The 17637-nt window shown below is 43.7% G+C and carries 21 protein-coding genes and 2 riboswitches; of the genes, 2 read left to right on the top strand and 19 right to left on the bottom strand.

Annotation, left to right across the window (positions count from 1 at the left end; all coding sequences use genetic code 11):
* Positions 1 to 11 precede the first annotated feature (11 nt).
* The 8 genes from gcvT to comGA form a co-directional block, all read right to left on the bottom strand.
* The gene (gcvT, locus tag NFU07_RS00295; protein ID WP_251472904.1) at positions 12 to 1121 is read right to left on the bottom strand and encodes a glycine cleavage system aminomethyltransferase GcvT; all 1110 of its coding nucleotides are present in this window, start codon (positions 1119 to 1121) and stop codon (positions 12 to 14) included.
* Positions 1122 to 1232: 111 nt separating this feature from the next.
* Positions 1233 to 1308: riboswitch (glycine riboswitch) on the bottom strand.
* Between the two features lies 1 nt (position 1309).
* Positions 1310 to 1402: riboswitch (glycine riboswitch) on the bottom strand.
* A gap of 141 nt (positions 1403 to 1543) precedes the next feature.
* On the bottom strand, positions 1544 to 2056 hold the full coding sequence (locus NFU07_RS00290; protein ID WP_251472901.1) for a shikimate kinase: 513 nt from the start codon (positions 2054 to 2056) through the stop codon (positions 1544 to 1546).
* A gap of 200 nt (positions 2057 to 2256) precedes the next feature.
* The gene (gene comGF / locus NFU07_RS00285; protein WP_251472898.1) at positions 2257 to 2700 is read right to left on the bottom strand and encodes a competence type IV pilus minor pilin ComGF; all 444 of its coding nucleotides are present in this window, start codon (positions 2698 to 2700) and stop codon (positions 2257 to 2259) included.
* Positions 2688 to 2948: a hypothetical protein gene (locus tag NFU07_RS00280; RefSeq protein WP_251472895.1), complete on the bottom strand. Its 261-nt coding sequence runs from the start codon at positions 2946 to 2948 to the stop codon at positions 2688 to 2690. The genes comGF and NFU07_RS00280 overlap by 13 nt, the downstream gene beginning before the upstream one ends.
* Before the next feature lie 25 nt (positions 2949 to 2973).
* A complete protein-coding gene (gene comGD, locus NFU07_RS00275) occupies positions 2974 to 3405 on the bottom strand; it encodes a competence type IV pilus minor pilin ComGD (protein ID WP_285835944.1) in 432 nt (143 codons plus the stop codon).
* Entirely contained in the window at positions 3405 to 3728 is a 324-nt protein-coding gene (gene comGC, locus NFU07_RS00270) for a competence type IV pilus major pilin ComGC (RefSeq protein ID WP_235199081.1), read from the bottom strand. The genes comGD and comGC overlap by 1 nt, the downstream gene beginning before the upstream one ends.
* Before the next feature lie 11 nt (positions 3729 to 3739).
* Positions 3740 to 4783, bottom strand: coding sequence for a competence type IV pilus assembly protein ComGB (comGB, locus tag NFU07_RS00265; protein WP_251472890.1), 1044 nt, complete (start codon positions 4781 to 4783; stop codon positions 3740 to 3742).
* Complete coding sequence (gene comGA, locus NFU07_RS00260; protein ID WP_251472888.1) at positions 4737 to 5780, bottom strand: competence type IV pilus ATPase ComGA; 1044 nt, start codon at positions 5778 to 5780, stop codon at positions 4737 to 4739. Before comGA ends, comGB begins: the two co-directional genes overlap by 47 nt.
* A 380-nt stretch (positions 5781 to 6160) precedes the next feature.
* Between comGA and NFU07_RS00255 the strand changes: the two genes are divergently transcribed.
* Positions 6161 to 6403 carry a DUF2626 domain-containing protein gene (locus tag NFU07_RS00255; RefSeq protein ID WP_052651758.1) on the top strand — a complete coding sequence of 81 codons (243 nt, stop codon included), beginning with the start codon at positions 6161 to 6163 and terminating at the stop codon, positions 6401 to 6403.
* A gap of 57 nt (positions 6404 to 6460) precedes the next feature.
* Here the strand turns inward: NFU07_RS00255 and NFU07_RS00250 are convergent, their stop codons facing one another.
* Positions 6461 to 7102, bottom strand: a complete 642-nt coding sequence (locus NFU07_RS00250) for an MBL fold metallo-hydrolase (RefSeq protein WP_251472886.1) — start codon at positions 7100 to 7102, stop codon at positions 6461 to 6463.
* 143 nt (positions 7103 to 7245) lie between these two features.
* Here NFU07_RS00250 and NFU07_RS00245 point away from each other — a divergent pair, with 143 nt between their 5' ends.
* Positions 7246 to 7425: a DUF2759 domain-containing protein gene (locus NFU07_RS00245; RefSeq protein ID WP_052651760.1), complete on the top strand. Its 180-nt coding sequence runs from the start codon at positions 7246 to 7248 to the stop codon at positions 7423 to 7425.
* Between the two features lie 86 nt (positions 7426 to 7511).
* Here NFU07_RS00245 and NFU07_RS00240 read toward each other — a convergent pair whose 3' ends face one another.
* From NFU07_RS00240 to NFU07_RS00195, 10 genes are all read right to left on the bottom strand, one after another.
* Positions 7512 to 9464 carry an LTA synthase family protein gene (locus NFU07_RS00240; protein WP_251472884.1) on the bottom strand — a complete coding sequence of 651 codons (1953 nt, stop codon included), beginning with the start codon at positions 9462 to 9464 and terminating at the stop codon, positions 7512 to 7514.
* Between the two features lie 164 nt (positions 9465 to 9628).
* A complete protein-coding gene (locus NFU07_RS00235; protein ID WP_052651762.1) occupies positions 9629 to 9820 on the bottom strand; it encodes a YqgQ family protein in 192 nt (63 codons plus the stop codon).
* Positions 9817 to 10392: a 5-formyltetrahydrofolate cyclo-ligase gene (locus NFU07_RS00230; RefSeq protein WP_251472873.1), complete on the bottom strand. Its 576-nt coding sequence runs from the start codon at positions 10390 to 10392 to the stop codon at positions 9817 to 9819. The genes NFU07_RS00235 and NFU07_RS00230 overlap by 4 nt, the downstream gene beginning before the upstream one ends.
* Positions 10393 to 10456: 64 nt before the next feature.
* Positions 10457 to 10606, bottom strand: coding sequence for a 50S ribosomal protein L33 (gene rpmG, locus NFU07_RS00225; RefSeq protein WP_036809376.1), 150 nt, complete (start codon positions 10604 to 10606; stop codon positions 10457 to 10459).
* Between the two features lie 162 nt (positions 10607 to 10768).
* Positions 10769 to 11428: a phosphate signaling complex protein PhoU gene (gene phoU / locus NFU07_RS00220; RefSeq protein WP_251472870.1), complete on the bottom strand. Its 660-nt coding sequence runs from the start codon at positions 11426 to 11428 to the stop codon at positions 10769 to 10771.
* Positions 11429 to 11445: 17 nt separating this feature from the next.
* Positions 11446 to 12264: a phosphate ABC transporter ATP-binding protein PstB gene (gene pstB / locus NFU07_RS00215; protein WP_251472867.1), complete on the bottom strand. Its 819-nt coding sequence runs from the start codon at positions 12262 to 12264 to the stop codon at positions 11446 to 11448.
* Positions 12265 to 12292: 28 nt separating this feature from the next.
* On the bottom strand, positions 12293 to 13171 hold the full coding sequence (gene pstA, locus NFU07_RS00210) for a phosphate ABC transporter permease PstA (RefSeq protein ID WP_251472854.1): 879 nt from the start codon (positions 13169 to 13171) through the stop codon (positions 12293 to 12295).
* Between the two features lies 1 nt (position 13172).
* Entirely contained in the window at positions 13173 to 14099 is a 927-nt protein-coding gene (pstC, locus tag NFU07_RS00205; protein ID WP_251472852.1) for a phosphate ABC transporter permease subunit PstC, read from the bottom strand.
* 69 nt (positions 14100 to 14168) lie between these two features.
* Positions 14169 to 15143: a PstS family phosphate ABC transporter substrate-binding protein gene (locus NFU07_RS00200; protein WP_251472850.1), complete on the bottom strand. Its 975-nt coding sequence runs from the start codon at positions 15141 to 15143 to the stop codon at positions 14169 to 14171.
* 191 nt (positions 15144 to 15334) lie between these two features.
* The gene (locus NFU07_RS00195; RefSeq protein ID WP_251472848.1) at positions 15335 to 17527 is read right to left on the bottom strand and encodes a peptidoglycan D,D-transpeptidase FtsI family protein; all 2193 of its coding nucleotides are present in this window, start codon (positions 17525 to 17527) and stop codon (positions 15335 to 15337) included.
* Positions 17528 to 17637: the final 110 nt, after the last annotated feature.

The raw sequence follows: 17637 nt of genomic DNA, 5'->3' as shown, positions 1-17637 counted from the left end.
TTCAAATTGAATTATTTTGAGCGTTTATAAAACGGCGTTTCGACAATTTTGGCTTTCAGGCGCTTGTTGCGGATTTCGATTTCAACTTCTGTTCCAAGCTCCGCATGTTCTTTGGAAATCAGGGCTAAACCAATATTTTTCTTCAAGCTCGGCGATTGCGTACCGGTTGTGACTTCGCCGATTTTTTCATCATTCAAGTAAACCGCATAGCCGTGGCGCGGAATTCCTTTATCGATCATTTCGATTCCGACGGATTTTCTTGGTATGCCGTTTTCTTTTTGTGAAGCTAGTGCTTCTTTGCCCATAAACTCTTCTTTGTTCAATTTCACGACAAAATTCAATCCAGCTTCCAAAGGTGTAATATCTTCGGAAAGCTCTTGTCCGTAAAGCGCTAAGCATGCCTCAAAACGCAGCGTATCGCGTGCACCGAGACCACACGGAACAAGGCCGTCTTCTGCGCCTTCAGCCAATAATGCATCCCAAAGTGCAACTACAGCTTCCGGGTTCCCGTAAATTTCAAAACCGTCTTCACCGGTATAGCCTGTCCGTGACACAATGACAGAATGTCCATCGATTGAAACATCCGTCTTAAAGCGGAACGCTTTGATTTCAGCCAAATTTTCTTCGGTCAGCCGTTGAAGGATTTTCTCTGCGAGCGGACCTTGCAAAGCAAGTAAGCCATAATCAGCTGAATGGTTTTCCAATTTCACGTCACCAAAAACCGTTTTTTGCATCCATTCAAAATCTTTTTCAATATTTGAAGCGTTGACAACCAACATATAATGGGCATCTTCAATTTTGTATATCAATAAATCGTCGACTGTGCCGCCATCTTCATAGCACATAGCTGTGTATTGGGCTTGCCCGTTTTGGATTTTGGAAACGTCATTGGTAACGAGCTGCTGCAAATAAGCCAAACTGTCATTTCCTGTTACGAAAATTTCGCCCATATGGGAAACGTCGAAAAGTCCGGCTTTTGTTCTCACCGCTTCATGTTCCTCTTTAATGCTTGAGAATTGTACCGGCAGTTCCCATCCGCCAAAATCGATGGTTTTTCCGCCATGCTTTGCATAAGATTCAAAAAGTGGTGTTCGCTGTAATTGGTTTGTAAGTTCTGCCATTCAACTTCCTCCTTATTTGTCAGATCCTTTACATGGCTAATCCGCCAAAATTCACTTTTGACTAGCATTTCACCACGAAAAAAGGACAGAGATTCCCCTTTAATAAGGGAAATCTCTGTCCTGGAACCTGAAAGTTTACCTTTACGGCTTTCCTCTTTGGTAGCTGCATGCAGCATTCTCCAGAGATGCGTCCCGTACGAGTCTTTTTGCCTGAGAGATTCACGACATATTGTCATTTGCTCCTTCGGCGACGCTTTCGCGTTCTCTCCCCGTACAATCATCCGCCCAAATCAATTTGATTGGTCCAAAACGTTATACTGAATAGTACAACTTTGACTATATCCTAACATTGAAATGGCGTAAGCGCAAACTTTTTTCCATTGAGTTGTTAAAAACGAACATTTTAGATATAAACATTCGAATTATTCGCCTTTCAAGCGATTTGCTTGAAAGGCTGCATATTGCGTAATTTGCCGCAACGTACGAAATTCTGTGCGGATGGTGATGTGGGCAGCGGCTTTGTATGTCCGGTAACGCGATTTGAACATCGCTTCAATTTCTTCTCTTGTGGAATCCCTGACAACCGGACGGTTCGGATCTTTGTGAATCCGCCGCCAGATTTCCCGAAAAGGGGCATCCAAAAACAAGACGAGGCCGGTTTCCCGCATGATCTTGCGATTGCGTTCTCTCATAGCCACACCGCCGCCCGTCGAAATGATGCATCTGTTATGGTTGAAGTTCTGCAAAAACTCTGTTTCCAAATCCCTAAAATGCTCTTCTCCGTACTGGTCGAAGATTTCAGGAATCGTTTTTCCTGTTTGCCGTACAATTTCTTTATCCATGTCGTAGAAAGGCAGCTTCATTAAAAAGCTGAGCCTTCTGCCAACAGCGCTTTTGCCGCAGCCCATGAATCCGATCAAATAAATTCTTTTCATCCTACCACCCAATGCCACCCTACTGTTCAGGTATTTTATTTTTCTGAATTTCCATTAGTAGTTGTATAGTAGCATGTCTATGCATATTTTCCAATCCGTCATATGTTTTATAATGGACGGTATATAAAGAAAGACCATGGGAAAGCAGGATTAAAGCCGACATAAAAAACACAAGTGAAATCGGATACAATGCCCCTTTTTCATTTTTCAGCGTACGTGTAAACATATTCTACCTCCATCGAACGGCCATTTGCGAATTCTGCAAAAATCGTTAAGATTGTGCCTTCAATTTGAAAAGAGCAGGAATCCAATTTAGTAGCCATCACTTCATGCCCTTGCTTAAATTTCTGCTTTCGGATTAAATTCCCGTACAGTTCGATATCGTATTCCACTTCTTCCTGCATCACTCTTATTCCGCTGCCATTGTTGATCACTTTAATTGAATCGACTTTTGTTAAATAACTCTGCAGTTCGTAAGAAAACAAATGCCATTCCGCATTGCCGGCATCGGTTTCTTTTTCAAAAGCGATCATCAAACTGAAAAAAATGACGATCAATGGAAGAAACACCATCAGAATAACGAGCTCGAAAAGCGATCCGAGAAAAGTAAAGCCGTTTTCATTGAACCAATTTAATTTAAGCATACGGTCTGCTGTTGTTCTTTGTAATTTTCATAGCTGACGCATAAATCTCCTGAGAACTCCCATCGATAAAGGGTGCCGTCCACTTTTCTTTGGCCCGACACTGCCCCATTAGCTAGTTGTTTCGCCCCTTCATGCATCGTCTCATAAGCGATCATCTTTTCTTTTTTCAAATGCATGGCTTGCTGTGTGTATTGGAATGTCGGCAAGAGCGTTCCAAATACGATAAAAAACAGGAACAGGCTGAGCATCGTCTCCGCCCAGGAGACCCCTTTTTCATTCAGAAAAAACCACCCTCCCTTTGCCCAAATGGACGACTATGGATTTATCTCCCGCACTCGTTTCAAAATTCAACGTACCGGACCCGGAAATCGAACCGTTTCCGGTAAAGTGAATTTCTTTAAGGTTGCTGGATTTTTTCAATTGGATGCTTTTCGGCATTTTTCTCGACGAAAGCGCCCCTCTAAAAGTTTGCACAACTTCGCTTGAATGGCTGACTTCCCTGAAAACGACCGTGATCGGCATTTGGGAGCGGTAGCTTTCACTCTGGGCAAAGTAAATATCCTGCTGCAGCAATTCGAAATAACGCTGTTCATCCCTCTCTGTTTCAAACGCCCGGTAACTTGGAATCGCAATGCCTGTTACAGTCATTAGCACGAGCAGCACCAACAGCATTTCAATCAACGTAAAGCCCTGTTCGCCTTTGATTATGGCGTTCCTTTTTTAGATGTCGTCACGACGCCAGCCGTTGAAATGGAAACCGGGTCGCCGTTCGGGCAGCTTGTCTCGTTTTCTTTTAAATAGCCTTTTTCCACAAGGTTCGGCATTGTCGGCACCGCCTTCTCATCCATGCGGTAAGACTCGACTTGGCCTTGGACCATATGCACGTAAGCTTTGCAGCCTTTATCTTCAACCGCAGAAGTCTGCTTCGTTACATTCGGTATGGCAATTGCGATTAATACAGTGATGATCAGCATAACAATCAGCATTTCAATTAATGTAAACCCTTTTTGATTTTTTAATCGTTTCATTATTCTCCCCCTCAGATTGTATGGACTAAATTGTACATGGGCAGTAAAATCGCCAAATAAGCGCCGACAATGCAGCAAGCGATAATGACAAAAAAGGCAGGCTGAATAATTTTCAGCATTGCTTGGGATTTCTTCTCGATCCGCTCCATCAGCACTTCGCTATATAAAATCAATTCTTTCCCGAGATGTCCAGTCAATTCCCCGTGCTGGACGAATGACGCCATGTCGCCTGCAAAAAAGGACTGGCGGGAAAGCGCAACCGATAGATTTTGGCCGCTGATGATTTCTTCGCGGCAAGCATTGGCCATAAACTGGATGATCGAGTGGTAGGTCTGTTCTTGGAGCAATTGCAAGGATTGCTGCAAAGAGATGCCGCTATGCAATAAGGTTCCGAGTTCCCGGGCAAAGAGATGGGACCAGTAAAGCCTCATATAGCTTCGCAGCACAGGGAGTTTTAAGATCCAATGGATTTGGATCGGGACTTTCTGTTTGTTTAAGATCAGCCAAAAGCTGGCTGCCGCTAAACTAAACAAGGCAAAGATGCCGATGAAAACATCCGGCAAATTCAATAAATAAGTAGGCACTCCGGACGTTTCTTCGCCGGATTGCAGCGATTCCATGAGTTCCGTTAAATTTGGCACGTAGTTTGTCCGAAAAAACAAAAACAGCATAGAAGTGAAAAGCAGCAAAGACACCGGATAAATCAAGATATTCTTTAATTTTTTCTGAACTTGTTCCGTCCGTGAAAAACTTTTGGCGATGCTTTCAATCGACTCGGGCAAGCGGCCATGGAATTCAGCGATTTCCACCGGAAACAACACTTGATCTTTAAAGCCAAGAAATTTCAAAATTTCCGCCGCTGTACCTCCGCCTTTCAAAATGATGGTGATGCCAGATAGCGCCTCTTCCAGTTTTTTCGTATGCACCGGAAGCAGCAGCTGCAATGCCGTCGGCAGCAAATAGCCTTCTTTCATTAGCATGGACAGCCGGCTTAGGAAATGCTCCCGGTCATGAATAGGGATTGCTTTCGGCTTCAAGACCCGCTTCAATCGCACCGATCCTCACTCCTTCCCGGATCTGTCCGCCAAACGACAAATGTTCCGGTAGCCTATACAGTTTCTTTTCTTTTGCCGAATCCACGGCTTCGATCAGCCGTTCCCCATGTAAAATTTCATATAATGCACGATAGGACGTTTCTAGTTGATCCATTTCGCTGTAGACGGGAATGATTTTCTGCGCTGATATGGCAATCAGGGTCTGTGCCATATCTTCATAGGAAACGCCAAGGTCATAAAGGCGATGGAGGCATCCGACAGAGTGCCGGGCATGGATCGTCGATAGCACCAAATGGCCCGTCAAAGCCGCGCGAACGGCAATTTGCGCAGTTTCGGCATCGCGGATTTCGCCTATCATAATGATATCGGGATCATGCCTCAAAATTGCTTTCAGTCCTGCCGCATAACTTAGCCCCGCTTTTTCATTGACCTGGATTTGCAGAATCGACTGGTTTTTCCGCTCTACTGGATCTTCCAGCGTAATGATATTGCGGTTTAACTGCTCTGCACAGTGTTTCAAGAGCGAATACAAGGTGGTTGATTTTCCGCATCCGGTGGGACCCGTAAACAACAATAAGCCTTGGGGTGCGCCCGATAATTTCTCCAACAAATAAGCGGAGTCTCGAAATGCGGCAAGTGAATGGATTGAATCTGCTACATCATCTGCCATAATCCGGATCACAATGCTTTCTTTTGTTAAAACGGATGGTAAAGTTGATATTCTAAAATAATAAGGATGGTTTTCAATTGGAAGTTGGAATGAGCCTGTTTGAGGTTTTCGCTTTTCACTCATATCCAGAAGGGAAAGGTATTTAAAATACGCAATCATGCGATTGCCTAATTCAAGGGGGATTTTGGTTACTTGCTTTAAAGCTTGAAATGAACGGAATGAAATGGAATAACTATCTTGCTCAGGTTTTATATGGATATCGGTTGTGGCGCATTCCACTGCCTGGCTCAGCAGATCTGCACACCTGCGTTCGATTATCTCCTGCATAGCCACCTCCTATTAGTAGTTGAATAAAGGACGCCTCTCTATTCCCCCACAGTATAACCGCCTCAATTTGCTTTGGGAATACTTTCATTCAAAATAAATATTTGATCGCCCTATAGAGGTGAAATCTCATTTTTGAACATAGTTTAGCCGGTCTGGTTTTAGCAGTTTTCCTCTTTCCTTTTCCTCAGCAATTGCAATAAACCATTTCTTAAGGTAAGCTCACTTTCATAGCGACCAGGAAAAACATCGATTGTTTAGTCTGCTTGGCAACAATACACCTGTTTGTCACAAAGAAAGAACAACTCGCTGTTTACACAATCGCTTTGTTTCCTATATAATAAATAGGAGATTATTGTGTTGTGGCAAAGGAGGGATTACCCATGGATAAGATGTTCAAATTAATGGGATGGTGGACTGGGATATTCGCAGTTCTTTTTTACGTAGGTGATATGGTAGAAGTATCATTAATAATGGTAGCTAATACTGGATTTTTCGTTCTTCTTGGATTCTTAAACATTTCCGAACGCATGTACTTGTACATTTTCGGAGCTTACTTAACCGTATTCTTCGTAGGCTTCACTTACTACACAACGTTCATCCATATTCCCGGAGCTGGACATTAATCAAGAAATCAAAAAAGAAAAGCGGCCCATTGCGGCCGCTTTTTTAATCTCCTCTTTTCAACGCTGCTGTTGCAAAAAAGGATTCGACTTTTTTTCTTCAGATGGCGTCGTTTCCGGCCCATGTCCCGGATATAAGATCATATGCTCGGGCATCGTCAGTAAAGATTCTTTAATCGATTGCAGCAATTTCGCTTCAGAGCCATCGATTAAATCCGTTCTTCCGATGCTTCCCCGAAACAGCGTATCCCCCACAATCGCAAACCCTTCTTTTCCAAAAGAAAAAACGACACTTCCAGGCGAGTGGCCCGGTGTATGGAACAATTCCATTTTGAAGCTGCTGATTTCAAGCGACTTTTCCTGATCCAGTAATCTATCCGCTTCCCGCATCCGATAATCCGGCAAGGAAGGGTACTTTCCAGAGCCATTGAGATTTGGACGGCCAAGCCAGTCTTTTTCCAAGCGATGCAAGTAAACCGGAATGTCGAACTGGTCCCGCAAATCGTCAATCGCCCCAATATGGTCGAAATGGGCATGCGTTAATAAAATCGCAAGCGGCTTCAACTTTTTCTTTTTCAGGAATTCAACCACTCTTTTGCTTTCTTCCCCAGGATCAAAAATCAAGCACTCAGCCAAATCGTTGGAAATGATATAGCAATTCGTTTGTACTGGCCCTAATTCCATTTGATTGATTTTCAACATGTATATTTCACCTCTTTCAAATTATAGCATCTCAAGTGTTCAACGGAATGACAATATTATCTCTCGACAAACATCTTGTTATTCATTACAATAATAAGAGAACACGGCGGCACTGGCTGTTAATGTTGAAGGGAGTGTCATAGATGAACTTGCTTATGGTTATATTTGGGCTGATTGCTATTTTAGCAGCAGTAGGCACTGTACAAACCTTGAAAAACAAACAATTTTTAGGATTAATTTTCAACTTCGGTACGTTTGTAATTTTCGGCGGTTTCACGATCGCGACGATCATTACACAAGGATATCCACCAAGCCTACATTAATCCAAAAAAGCTGATGCCTTCATGGCATCAGCTTTTTTTATTGCTTTAAGAATAAAAGCGGATGCTCTAATAGCATCCGCTTTTCCTTATTGCTGGGGCACAGCTTCAATTGCTTCTTTTTCTTGCTGCTCTTTTTCTAATTTTTCCAGTTCTTTTTCTGAAAGGATCAATTGGCCATTGTCCTCATCGTAAAATCTAAGAAGATCTCCGTTGATAATCGACTCGGAATATTCAAGCTCAGTAAATGCAGGCTCGATATACGGTTCACAAGCTGCCTGGCCGATTTCTACGCCGGTTTCGCTATCATAACAAGTATTTCCTGCAAAAACGCTGTCTTTGGTAATGAAGCGTCCGTCGCGGAACACAACAAACTCTTCATGTTCTTCCGAGAATAGATCGCCGCCGAACTGGATGTCTTCCTTCGTTTCCACACCCATCAAATGCATAATGGTTGGGCGGATATCCACTTGTCCGCCGATTTCTTCATCGACATGCCCCTGACCATATCCTGGGATATGGATAAAGAAAGGCACTTTCTGCAGCTGCGCCGTCTCATATGGTGTAATTTCTTTTCCAAGATACTGCTCCATCGCGGCATTATGGTTTTCTGAAATTCCATAATGGTCACCGTACATCACAATAACCGAATTTTCATAGAGCCCTTGCTGTTTCAATTCATCGAATAATACTTTAACCGATTCATCTAAATAACGGGCCGTTTGGAAATATCGGTTTAAGGTGCCCGAATTGGAATCAAATTCATCAATCATTTTGTCTTCCTCATCCAAATAGAAAGGATGGTGGTTCGTCAAGGTCAATAAACGGGTGTAAAACGGCTCAGGCAATTTCGTCATATGCTCTACAGACTGCTCCATGAACGGGATGTCTTTCATCCCCCAGTTCACAGCTTCACCCTCACCGATTTCATAGCTGTCGATATCCAGGAATTCATCGATGTTCAATGATTCATACATCATATCGCGGTTCCAGAAACTCTTTGTGTTCGCGTGCTGGACGGAAGTATGATAGCCATTCTTTCCAAGGCTCTCCGCCATCGAATTATAGGAATTGCCGCTATGCGTAAAAAATACGGCTCCACCGCTTAGTGGGTAAAGCGAATTTTCAAGCAGGAATTCAGAATCGGAAGTTTTCCCAAGCCCTGTTTGGTGATAGAAATTCGGGAAGTAAATAGTATCTTCATCTTCTGTCAACTCATTCAGGAAAGGAGTAATCGTCTCTCCGTTCATTTCATTATTGATCGTAAATGACTGAAGCGACTCCAACGTTACGACGATAAGATTCCGGCCTTCAGCGAGCCCAAACATTTCCGGATTGGGCTCTGATTGGTTTGAACTTACATAGTTATTGATTTCAACGAGCTGCGATCCATCTGCGAGAGCGCGCTGCGCTTGTGATTTTGATTGGATATAAACATCGTAAATGTGGTAATTGTACATCCCGATATTTTTCACTAACATTTCACGGTCAAAACTGCGTGTCAATAATTGCGGCCGTTCTGCTTCCGCAAGGCCTAAATTGAAAAACATCACTGCAGCGGAAAGGATGAAATAGGCTTTTCGCTGTCCTTTGCGGAATGCAGCTGATTCCGATTTGATTTTTAAGAACTTGATCGCAAGTAAAATGACGATAACATCGATAAAATAACCAATGTCCGTCCAATAAACACTTTCTGCTGCACTCGCTCCTAAATCACCAAAATTATCTTTTTGGAATAAGACCGGAAGCGTGATGAAATCACTGAAAAACCGGTAGAAGGCAACATTGGCGTATAAGACGATAGACGAAATGACAGCGATTGCAAGAATGTACCGATTTTTGGCTTTATCGCTTTTAAAGAATAGCGATATCCCATATACAAACAGGAGCCAGCTAAGCGGATTGATAAAAAGGATAAATTCTTGCAAAGCATTATCGATTGTAATTGAAAAACTGGTTTTATAGATAATGTAGGTTTTTAGCCAAGTAACGATAATTGCGATTGCCAGGATCGAATGTCTGGGCCACTCTTTTTCCATCATCCCGCGCATCCTCCTTTTCACAGGGGTAATTTACATATTCTTAACCCTCCGTCCACCTCTACTTTAACATAAGAAGGTAAACTGGAAGTTTGCAGATTATAGCTTCAACATATTGAGTACCCTTATTCAGACGGATAAAACCTCAAATTGTTTCATTCTATGAACTATTTTCCCTCACTGCGCTTTTGCCGAAGGATCATCAAAGCCGTGGTATATTCTTTTGCAGTGATGAATTGCATGCGGTAAAGTTCCCGCACTTCGTCTTCCATCAACGCCAGATCCGCTTGAAAGTCAGCGGTGTAGATGATTGTGCCGTATCGCTTCAATAATTGCATCACATCGTATAAATTTTTCATTTTCTCCACCCTATCGTTTCGATCCATTCATTTTCCGTAATAATATGCTGCACAGGAATGTCATGGTTTTCTACAGGCATCGATTCCACCAATTGCATGTCGAAAACAAGTGAAGCCGTTTTACCTTCGTAAACAGAGAGATAACGGTCATAATAGCCGCCGCCAAAACCGATGCGATATCCGGATTTACTGAATACCACACCAGGGACAATCATTAAATCGATTTCATTCGGTGAAGCGTAGCGGCTTTTGTCAATCCGAGGCTCCAGCAATTTCATGTAGACATTTTCCAGTTCACTATAATCCGTCAAAATGTAAAAGTCCATTCCCCTCGTACTCGGAATGCATTTAGGAGCGGCCACTTTTTTGCCGATGCTCCAGCAATAATCGATCAATTGCGTTGTATCGACTTCCGGAAATGCCGAGATGGTCATTCCAATAGTTGCTGCATTCACAAAAATAGGGTCTTCAGCTAATCGCTGAATGATTTTTTCCGTTTTTTCTGTATGTACTTCTTCTGGCATCGCATTTAATTTTGCGAGCATTTCTTTTCTGCTGGTGGATTTGTCCATATCAAAACATCTCCTTATATAAAGAAAAAAGCCAAAACCCGTGTAGGTTTTGGCAGTCAATGAATTACTTCGTTTCACGGTGTAGAGTCATTTTCTTTTCACGTGAGCAATATTTTTTCATTTCAAGACGCTCAGGGTTGTTGCGCTTATTTTTAACAGTGCTGTAGTTACGTTCGCTACATTCTGTACAAGCTAAAGTGATGTTAACACGCATCGGTATCCCTCCTAATTCTTTCAAAGATCATTTGTTAATAAGCGGTTGATCTATACGACTTAACTATTATAGCATATTTAGGGGCAAAGTCTACTGAAAAAATTCATTATTTCTTCCGGAAATACAAGAAACTTCCCGGCAGTGAATGCTGCCGGGAAGCGGTTAGCTATTTAAGTCATAATGACGGCCTTTCACCAGATAAAATAATTGTTCTGCGATATTGGTCGCATGATCAGCTGAACGTTCCATATACCGGCTGACGAATGCCAATTGTGTGATTTGGCTGAGCTTTTCAGGATGCTCCCCGCCTGCATGCATCAATTTCCGGATGACATCGCCGTATAATTCATCGACTTGGTCGTCCAGTTCCGCAATCTCTTTTGCCTTCAAGACGTCTTCTTCCACAAAAGCATCGATTACTTGATAAAGCATAGCAACTGCCAAATCGTGCATCTGCTCGATCTGGCGAATCTGCGGAAGCAAATCCTCTTTGCCGATCCGGATGGTTTCTTTTGCAATATTCACCGCATAATCACCCACCCGCTCCATATCACTAGCCACTTTGATGGTTACAATCAGCCTACGCAAGTCGGTTGCTACCGGCGATTGTTTGGCAATCATCAAAATTACTTGATCGTTGATTTCTTCTTCTAATTTATTGATCTCGATATCATCTTCGATGACTTCAAGCGCCGCATCCACATCATGAGTCAATAGGGCTCTTACCGATTTGCTCAGTGCTTCAACTGCCATTTTGCTGATTCCAATCAGTTGGTCTTGTGCAGAATTTAATTCATAATCAAATTTTTCGCGTACTGACATATTCTATCCCCGCTCCTTTATCCGAATCGCCCTGAAATATAATCTTCCGTCCGTTTATCGGAAGGATTTGAGAAAATGACATCTGTATCATCATATTCGATTACTTCCCCGTTCAAGAAGAAAGCTGTCTTATCGGAAATACGCGCAGCCTGCTGCATATTATGTGTAACGATGATGATGCTATAGTCTTTTTTCAATTCCTGGACCAATTCCTCGATTTTCAATGTCGAGATCGGATCCAGTGCCGAAGTCGGTTCGTCCATCAGGATAACATCCGGTTCGATCGCAAGTGCCCGGGCGATGCAAATCCGCTGCTGCTGTCCGCCTGAAATACTGTAGGCATTTTCAGTTAGCCTGTCTTTCACCTCATCCCAAATGGCAGCTCCGCGCAAACTTTTCTCAACAATCTCATCAAGGATTTTTTTATTTTTAATGCCATGGATGCGAGGTCCATAAGCCACATTGTCATAGATCGATTTCGGGAAAGGATTCGGCTTCTGAAACACCATGCCTACTTTCGTGCGCAATTCTTCGACAGCGTAATTGGAATCGAAAATGTTCCGATCGCGGTAAAGGATCTCCCCGGATGTTTTTACAGTCGGCACCAACTCCACCATGCGGTTCAAGGTTTTGATGTACGTTGATTTTCCGCAGCCGGATGGCCCAATTATGGCTGTTACTTCATGTTCTTTAATATCGAGATCAATATTTTTCAAAGCATGCTTATCGCCGTACCAAAGATTCAGTTGCTTCGTTAAATACACCGATTTTTTTACATCCTGCTGTTCTTTAGGTTGCTGTTGTTTTTTGATTTTTACCGGACTGATAGTTGTCATTTGTGAAACCCCTCTCACATAAATAGCATTAATAGCGCTTCTGGAATTTGTTGCGGATAAGTGCAGCGATTGAATTCATCGTTAAAAGTACGGCCATCAGCACAATGATTCCAGCTGCGGCAACTGCTTGGAATTCTTGCTGCGGGCGGCTTGACCAATCATAGATTTGCATCGGCAAAGCTGTGAACGTATCCATTACACCGGAAGGCAAGAACTGGATGATCACCGGCACCCCGATAACAATCAATGGCGCTGTTTCGCCGATCGCTCGGGACAAAGCCAAAATGCTTCCCGTCAAGATTCCCGGGATGGCTGCGGGCAAAATGATTCTCACAATCGTTTGCCATTTGGTTGCGCCCATTCCAAGCGACGCGTCCCGGAGTTCATTTGGAACCGCACGGATCGCTTCTTGTGCAGCTACGATAATGACTGGCAATATCAGCAAGCTCATGGTGAATCCAGCTGCCAATACACTATTTCCAAGCGACAGAGCTCGGACAAAGATGGTTAAACCGAGCAACCCGAACACGACTGATGGCACTCCTGCCAAATTCGAGATATTGGTGCGGATAAATGCAGTCATCCGGTTTTTCTTTGCATACTCCTCTAAATAGATAGCTGAACCAACACCTAAAATGATGGAAGTCGGAGCCACTACAGCCATTAGCCAAAGTGAACCGATCAAAGCGGCTTTGATCCCCGCTTTTTCCGGGAACCGGGAAGCGAAGTTGTTCAAAAATTCCCACGAGAGATTGCCTGCGCCTTGGGTAATAATGCGATAAAGCAATATCGCCAATGCGAGCAAGGCAATTGTTGTCGCGAGCATGAAAAGGCCTTTAAACAGATAATTGACGATTTTTCTGCCGCCCATCCGTTTCACTACTAAGTCGTGGTCTACATATCTCATCTTAATACTCCTCCTTGAAACGTTTTGAAACATAAGTGGCAAGGATATTCATAAGCATCGTAAAGATGAATAAAGTAAAGCCGACGGCATAGATGGAGTAATAAATCGTCGTGCCATATCCTGCATCGCCTTTAGAAACTTGGACGATGTATGAGGTCATGGTTTGGATGGAACCCGTGAAATCCCCGTCAAACCTTGGCGTAGATCCTGCCGCTAGTGACACAATCATCGTTTCGCCGATTGCACGTGAAACGGCAAGCACCACGGATGCGACAATGCCGGATAAGGCTGCAGGCAAAATGACCTTGGTCGCCACTTCAAATTTTGTCGAACCCATTGCGAGAGCCCCGTCCCGGATCTGTCTTGGCACCGATGACATCGCGTCTTCAGATAAAGAAGCGATCATTGGGATGATCATGATGCCTACAACGATTCCCGGTGAAATCGCGTTGAAGATTTTGATTTCCGGAAATAAGCCTTGCAAGACAGGTGTCACAAATGTCAAAGCGAAGAATCCGTAGACAATGGTCGGAACTCCAGCTAGGATTTCCAGTACCGGCTTAACGATTCTTCTGACCGTTTCGCTTGCATATTCACTTAAATAGATAGCAGCCCCGATACCGATCGGCACCGCTACAATCACAGCAATCGCCGTGATTTTCAGCGTACCGACGATCAACGGCAAAATGCCGTACTGCGCTTCTTTATTCGAAAACGGCAGCCACGTTGTGCCGGTGATAAAATCGAAGAACGAAACACGCGAGAAGAACGTGAAGGTTTCTACAATCAAAGTCAGAACAATGCCGATTGTCGTCAGTACAGATACTGAAGCAATCAGGAATAATAGAATTGGAATGATTTTTTCAATGATCTTTTTACTTTTCTTGCCTTTCGACTGCGCGATCATTTCTTGCACAGATGGACGCATATGAAATCCCCTTTCAACCGCAAAAGGCGAGCAGTGGCTGCTCACCCTAAGACTAAATCTCAACCCGTATTATTTAAGTGCTTCCAGGTCAGCAAGGCCTTTATCGTATTCTTCTTGCGGAAGAGCTACATAGCCGACCGCTTCAGCCATAGCACCTGCATTTTCCAAAGTGTATTCCATGAAGTCATAAACAGCTGGATCTTCTGAAATGGCTTTATTGCTCGCATATGTGAACAACGGACGCGATAATGGTTCATACTCGCCTGATTCAATCGTTTCATTCGTTGGCTCTACTCCACCGATTTTCACGACTTTCAATGTATCTTTATTGGCTACATAATAAGCATATCCAAAGAATCCAATCGCATTCGGATCGCCTTGGATCCCCTGCACCAATACGTTGTCATCTTCTGAAAGCGTTGCAGCACTTACGATATCTTCATCTTCCAAAATGACTTCATTGAAATAATCAAATGTTCCTGAATCAGTTCCCGGGGCATAGAAGACCACTTCTTCATCCGGCCATTCAGGGTTGATATCCGACCATTTTTTCGTAGAGCCATCTTCAACCCACAGCTTTTTCAAGTCTTCTACAGTCAAATCTTCGACCCAGTCGTTATCTTGGCTGACAACTACTGATAAGCCGTCGTAAGCGAGTAGGAATTCAGTGTATTCAATGCCTGCTTCTTCTAAGCTGGCCGCTTCTTCTTCTTTAATCGGACGTGATGCATTTGAGAAATCCGTTTCACCTTGGATGAACTTTTCAAATCCGCCGCCAGTACCGGAAACTCCAACTGTTACTTGGACCTTCGGCTGGTCTCCTGCATATTCTTCAACAATTCCTTCCATGATAGGTGCAACTGTCGACGATCCATCACCCGAAACAGCGCCTTCTACTTCTGCTGACTCTTCACCTGCTGTATCAGATGTTGTTTCTTCAACGTCAGAACTTGAATCCGCAGATCCTTCTTCTCCGCCGCATGCCCCTAAAATTAACGCTGAACCTAGAATTGTCGATGCCATTGCGAACTTCCAATTTCTCATTTCTCATTTCCTCCTAAGGTTTGTGTTATTTACATTCTTAACTATAAAGACCGATTGTTGAGGAAGTATAAAGCGAATGTTAAGAAAATGTAAATCGGGTTTATTTCTATGCATGTTGGCTTACACATTGATTTAATGCAAAAAAAAAAAGCGATAGTCACAGGCTTAAAGCCCGTATCCATCGCTTTTGATCAATTTTCTTCCCCTTCTTCAACTGCTGTATCAGTGGCAGGTGATTTGATGACGGAAGGTGATTCATTTACTTCTTTGTTTTTCAGTTCGTAGTATTTATCCAGAGCGGCACGCGCAATCTCATTGCTCGCTGGCGGAACGTTGCGCGGATCGGTCGTAATATAAGGAATTACGACCGCGTATGCTACTTCAGGATTTTCAAAAGGTGCAAACCCGACATGCGTCGTATTGACCGAAGCTTTTGTATAGAACGGGCTTTCTTTGTCATCGTAATAATTAATTTCCGCTGTACCTGTCTTGCCGGCAGCAGAATATTTAAGGTCGTTAAAGTAACTGCGGGCAGTTCCGTTGCTACCTGTATAAACTTGGCGCATCCCTTGTTTCACCCGGTCGATTTCGGCCTGGCTATTGTTGATGCGATTTAAGATTTTCGGTTCAACCACAGTTTCGACTGCACCTAAGGTTTTGCCGTCGCTTGAAGGCTGGCGGATTTCTTTGACAACATGCGGCTGCATGCGGTAGCCGTCATTGGCGATTGTTGATACGTATTGAAGCAATTGGAGCGGCGTATAGGTATCATATTGTCCGATGGCAAAGTCAAGGAAAGTACCAGGCTCAGTCCGAATGAAACGGCCAGTAACCCCTTTTCCTTCATTCGGCAAATCAATGCCTGTGCGGACGCCAAGACCGAATTCCGCAAAGGAATTGCGCATCGTATCCCAATCTTCTTGCGCTACACTGAAGCCTCTATAGCGTTCATAGGCATTTCCGGAAATCGCCAGTGCAATTTTGAACATATAAACGTTGGACGAACGTTCCAGTGCAGTCTGGTCATTGACCGCTACCCTGTTGCCGATCGTTCTGTTGAAAAGGGAAGCTTTCATCAAGCCGCCAGGAAGCAGCATCGGCTCATCGATCATCGTTTGGCCCATTGCAATTGCATCATTGCTATAGCCAGCAAGCACGGTCGCCCCTTTGACGACCGAACCTGTCGGATAAGCTGCCGTAATGGTTCCGAATGAGTAATCGCGGACGATCCGTTTGCCGTCTTCATCCCGGTCCAATTGTTTGCCGACCAACGAAATGATTTCCCCTGTCCGCGGATCCATCATGACTAAGTAAGCGTCTTTCACCAATTGGGAGTTGGGGCCTGCTTTCAGCTCCAATAATTTCTTTTCAACAATATCTTCCATTGCATTCTGAATTTCCGAATCGATGGTAAGAACCACATCTTTCCCTGGCTCCCCTTCATCGACAGTCACCGTCTCAACAACACGCCCCCGGCCATCCGTCACGTTTTTCACGATGGATTTCTGGCCTTGCAACACATCTTCGTATTCCGCTTCCAGGAAACTGATGCCGACGCGGTCATTGCGGGAATAATCCCGTGCCAAATAGTAATCGATTTTATCTGCAGGCAGCCCTTGTTCAGGCGTTGTCGTATTACCTAAAATGGTCAAATCCGATGTTTTTACCCGTTTCCAGTCCGTAATCGTGTTGACTCCTTTTAAATCCGGATCGGTCAATCGTTCAGAGACTCGGGCAAACTCTTCATCGGTTACGCCTTCGTTTTTAATGATTTGAGGAGAAAGTGCATAGCCAGAAGTCATTTCACGATAGATCGCCAGTACTTCGAGTTGCTGGTCGGTCAGGCTTGCCAGCTCTTCGTCAGTGATTCTTTCGCGGATCAACGTGTCGATTTCACGCTGCTTTTCTTTTTCCTGAATGTCTTTATTGTTGATCTCAAGGCGTTCTTCATCCGTGACTTTTGCTGTCGCTTCTTCGGTATTCAATGAAATATAGAAATCCTGTTTATCGCGCAGCGTCACTTTTTTGGTGTCTTTTTCAATCAAAGATGCCAGTTTTTCTGCCACTCGCATCATTTCTTCTCTTTTGGTCGTCTGCATAGCCGTGTATGTAATGGCGTTGACAGGATTATTATCAACTTGAACGCGGCCTTCGCTATCAAAAATCCGTCCCCGCGGTACGCTGGTATTGACTGGAACTTCTTCTGTCCGGGCCAAAGCACGCGCGAAATCTTCGCCTTTAACAATCTGCAAATAGCCTAGCCGAAGAATCAATACAGAAAACAGCAAGAAAATGGAGAAAAAGAGGATATTCATCCGAAAGACGGTATGCGACTTCAGTTTCGCTTTCGCAAGCGATACACGCCTTTTCTGAGGGGTATTCATTTTTGTGCACTCCTTTCACCAAAATAGGCAATTGCTAGTATAGCATTTTACATAAAAAAACACACACTTTTTCTGACGAAAAAGTGTGTGTAAAGTTTCATTCGTTTTGA

Origin of the sequence: Planococcus sp. NCCP-2050 (genome assembly GCF_023708025.1) — a bacterium.
In the GTDB taxonomy this organism is placed as follows: domain Bacteria; phylum Bacillota; class Bacilli; order Bacillales_A; family Planococcaceae; genus Planococcus.
This window is presented reverse-complemented; position numbering and strand designations above follow the sequence as displayed.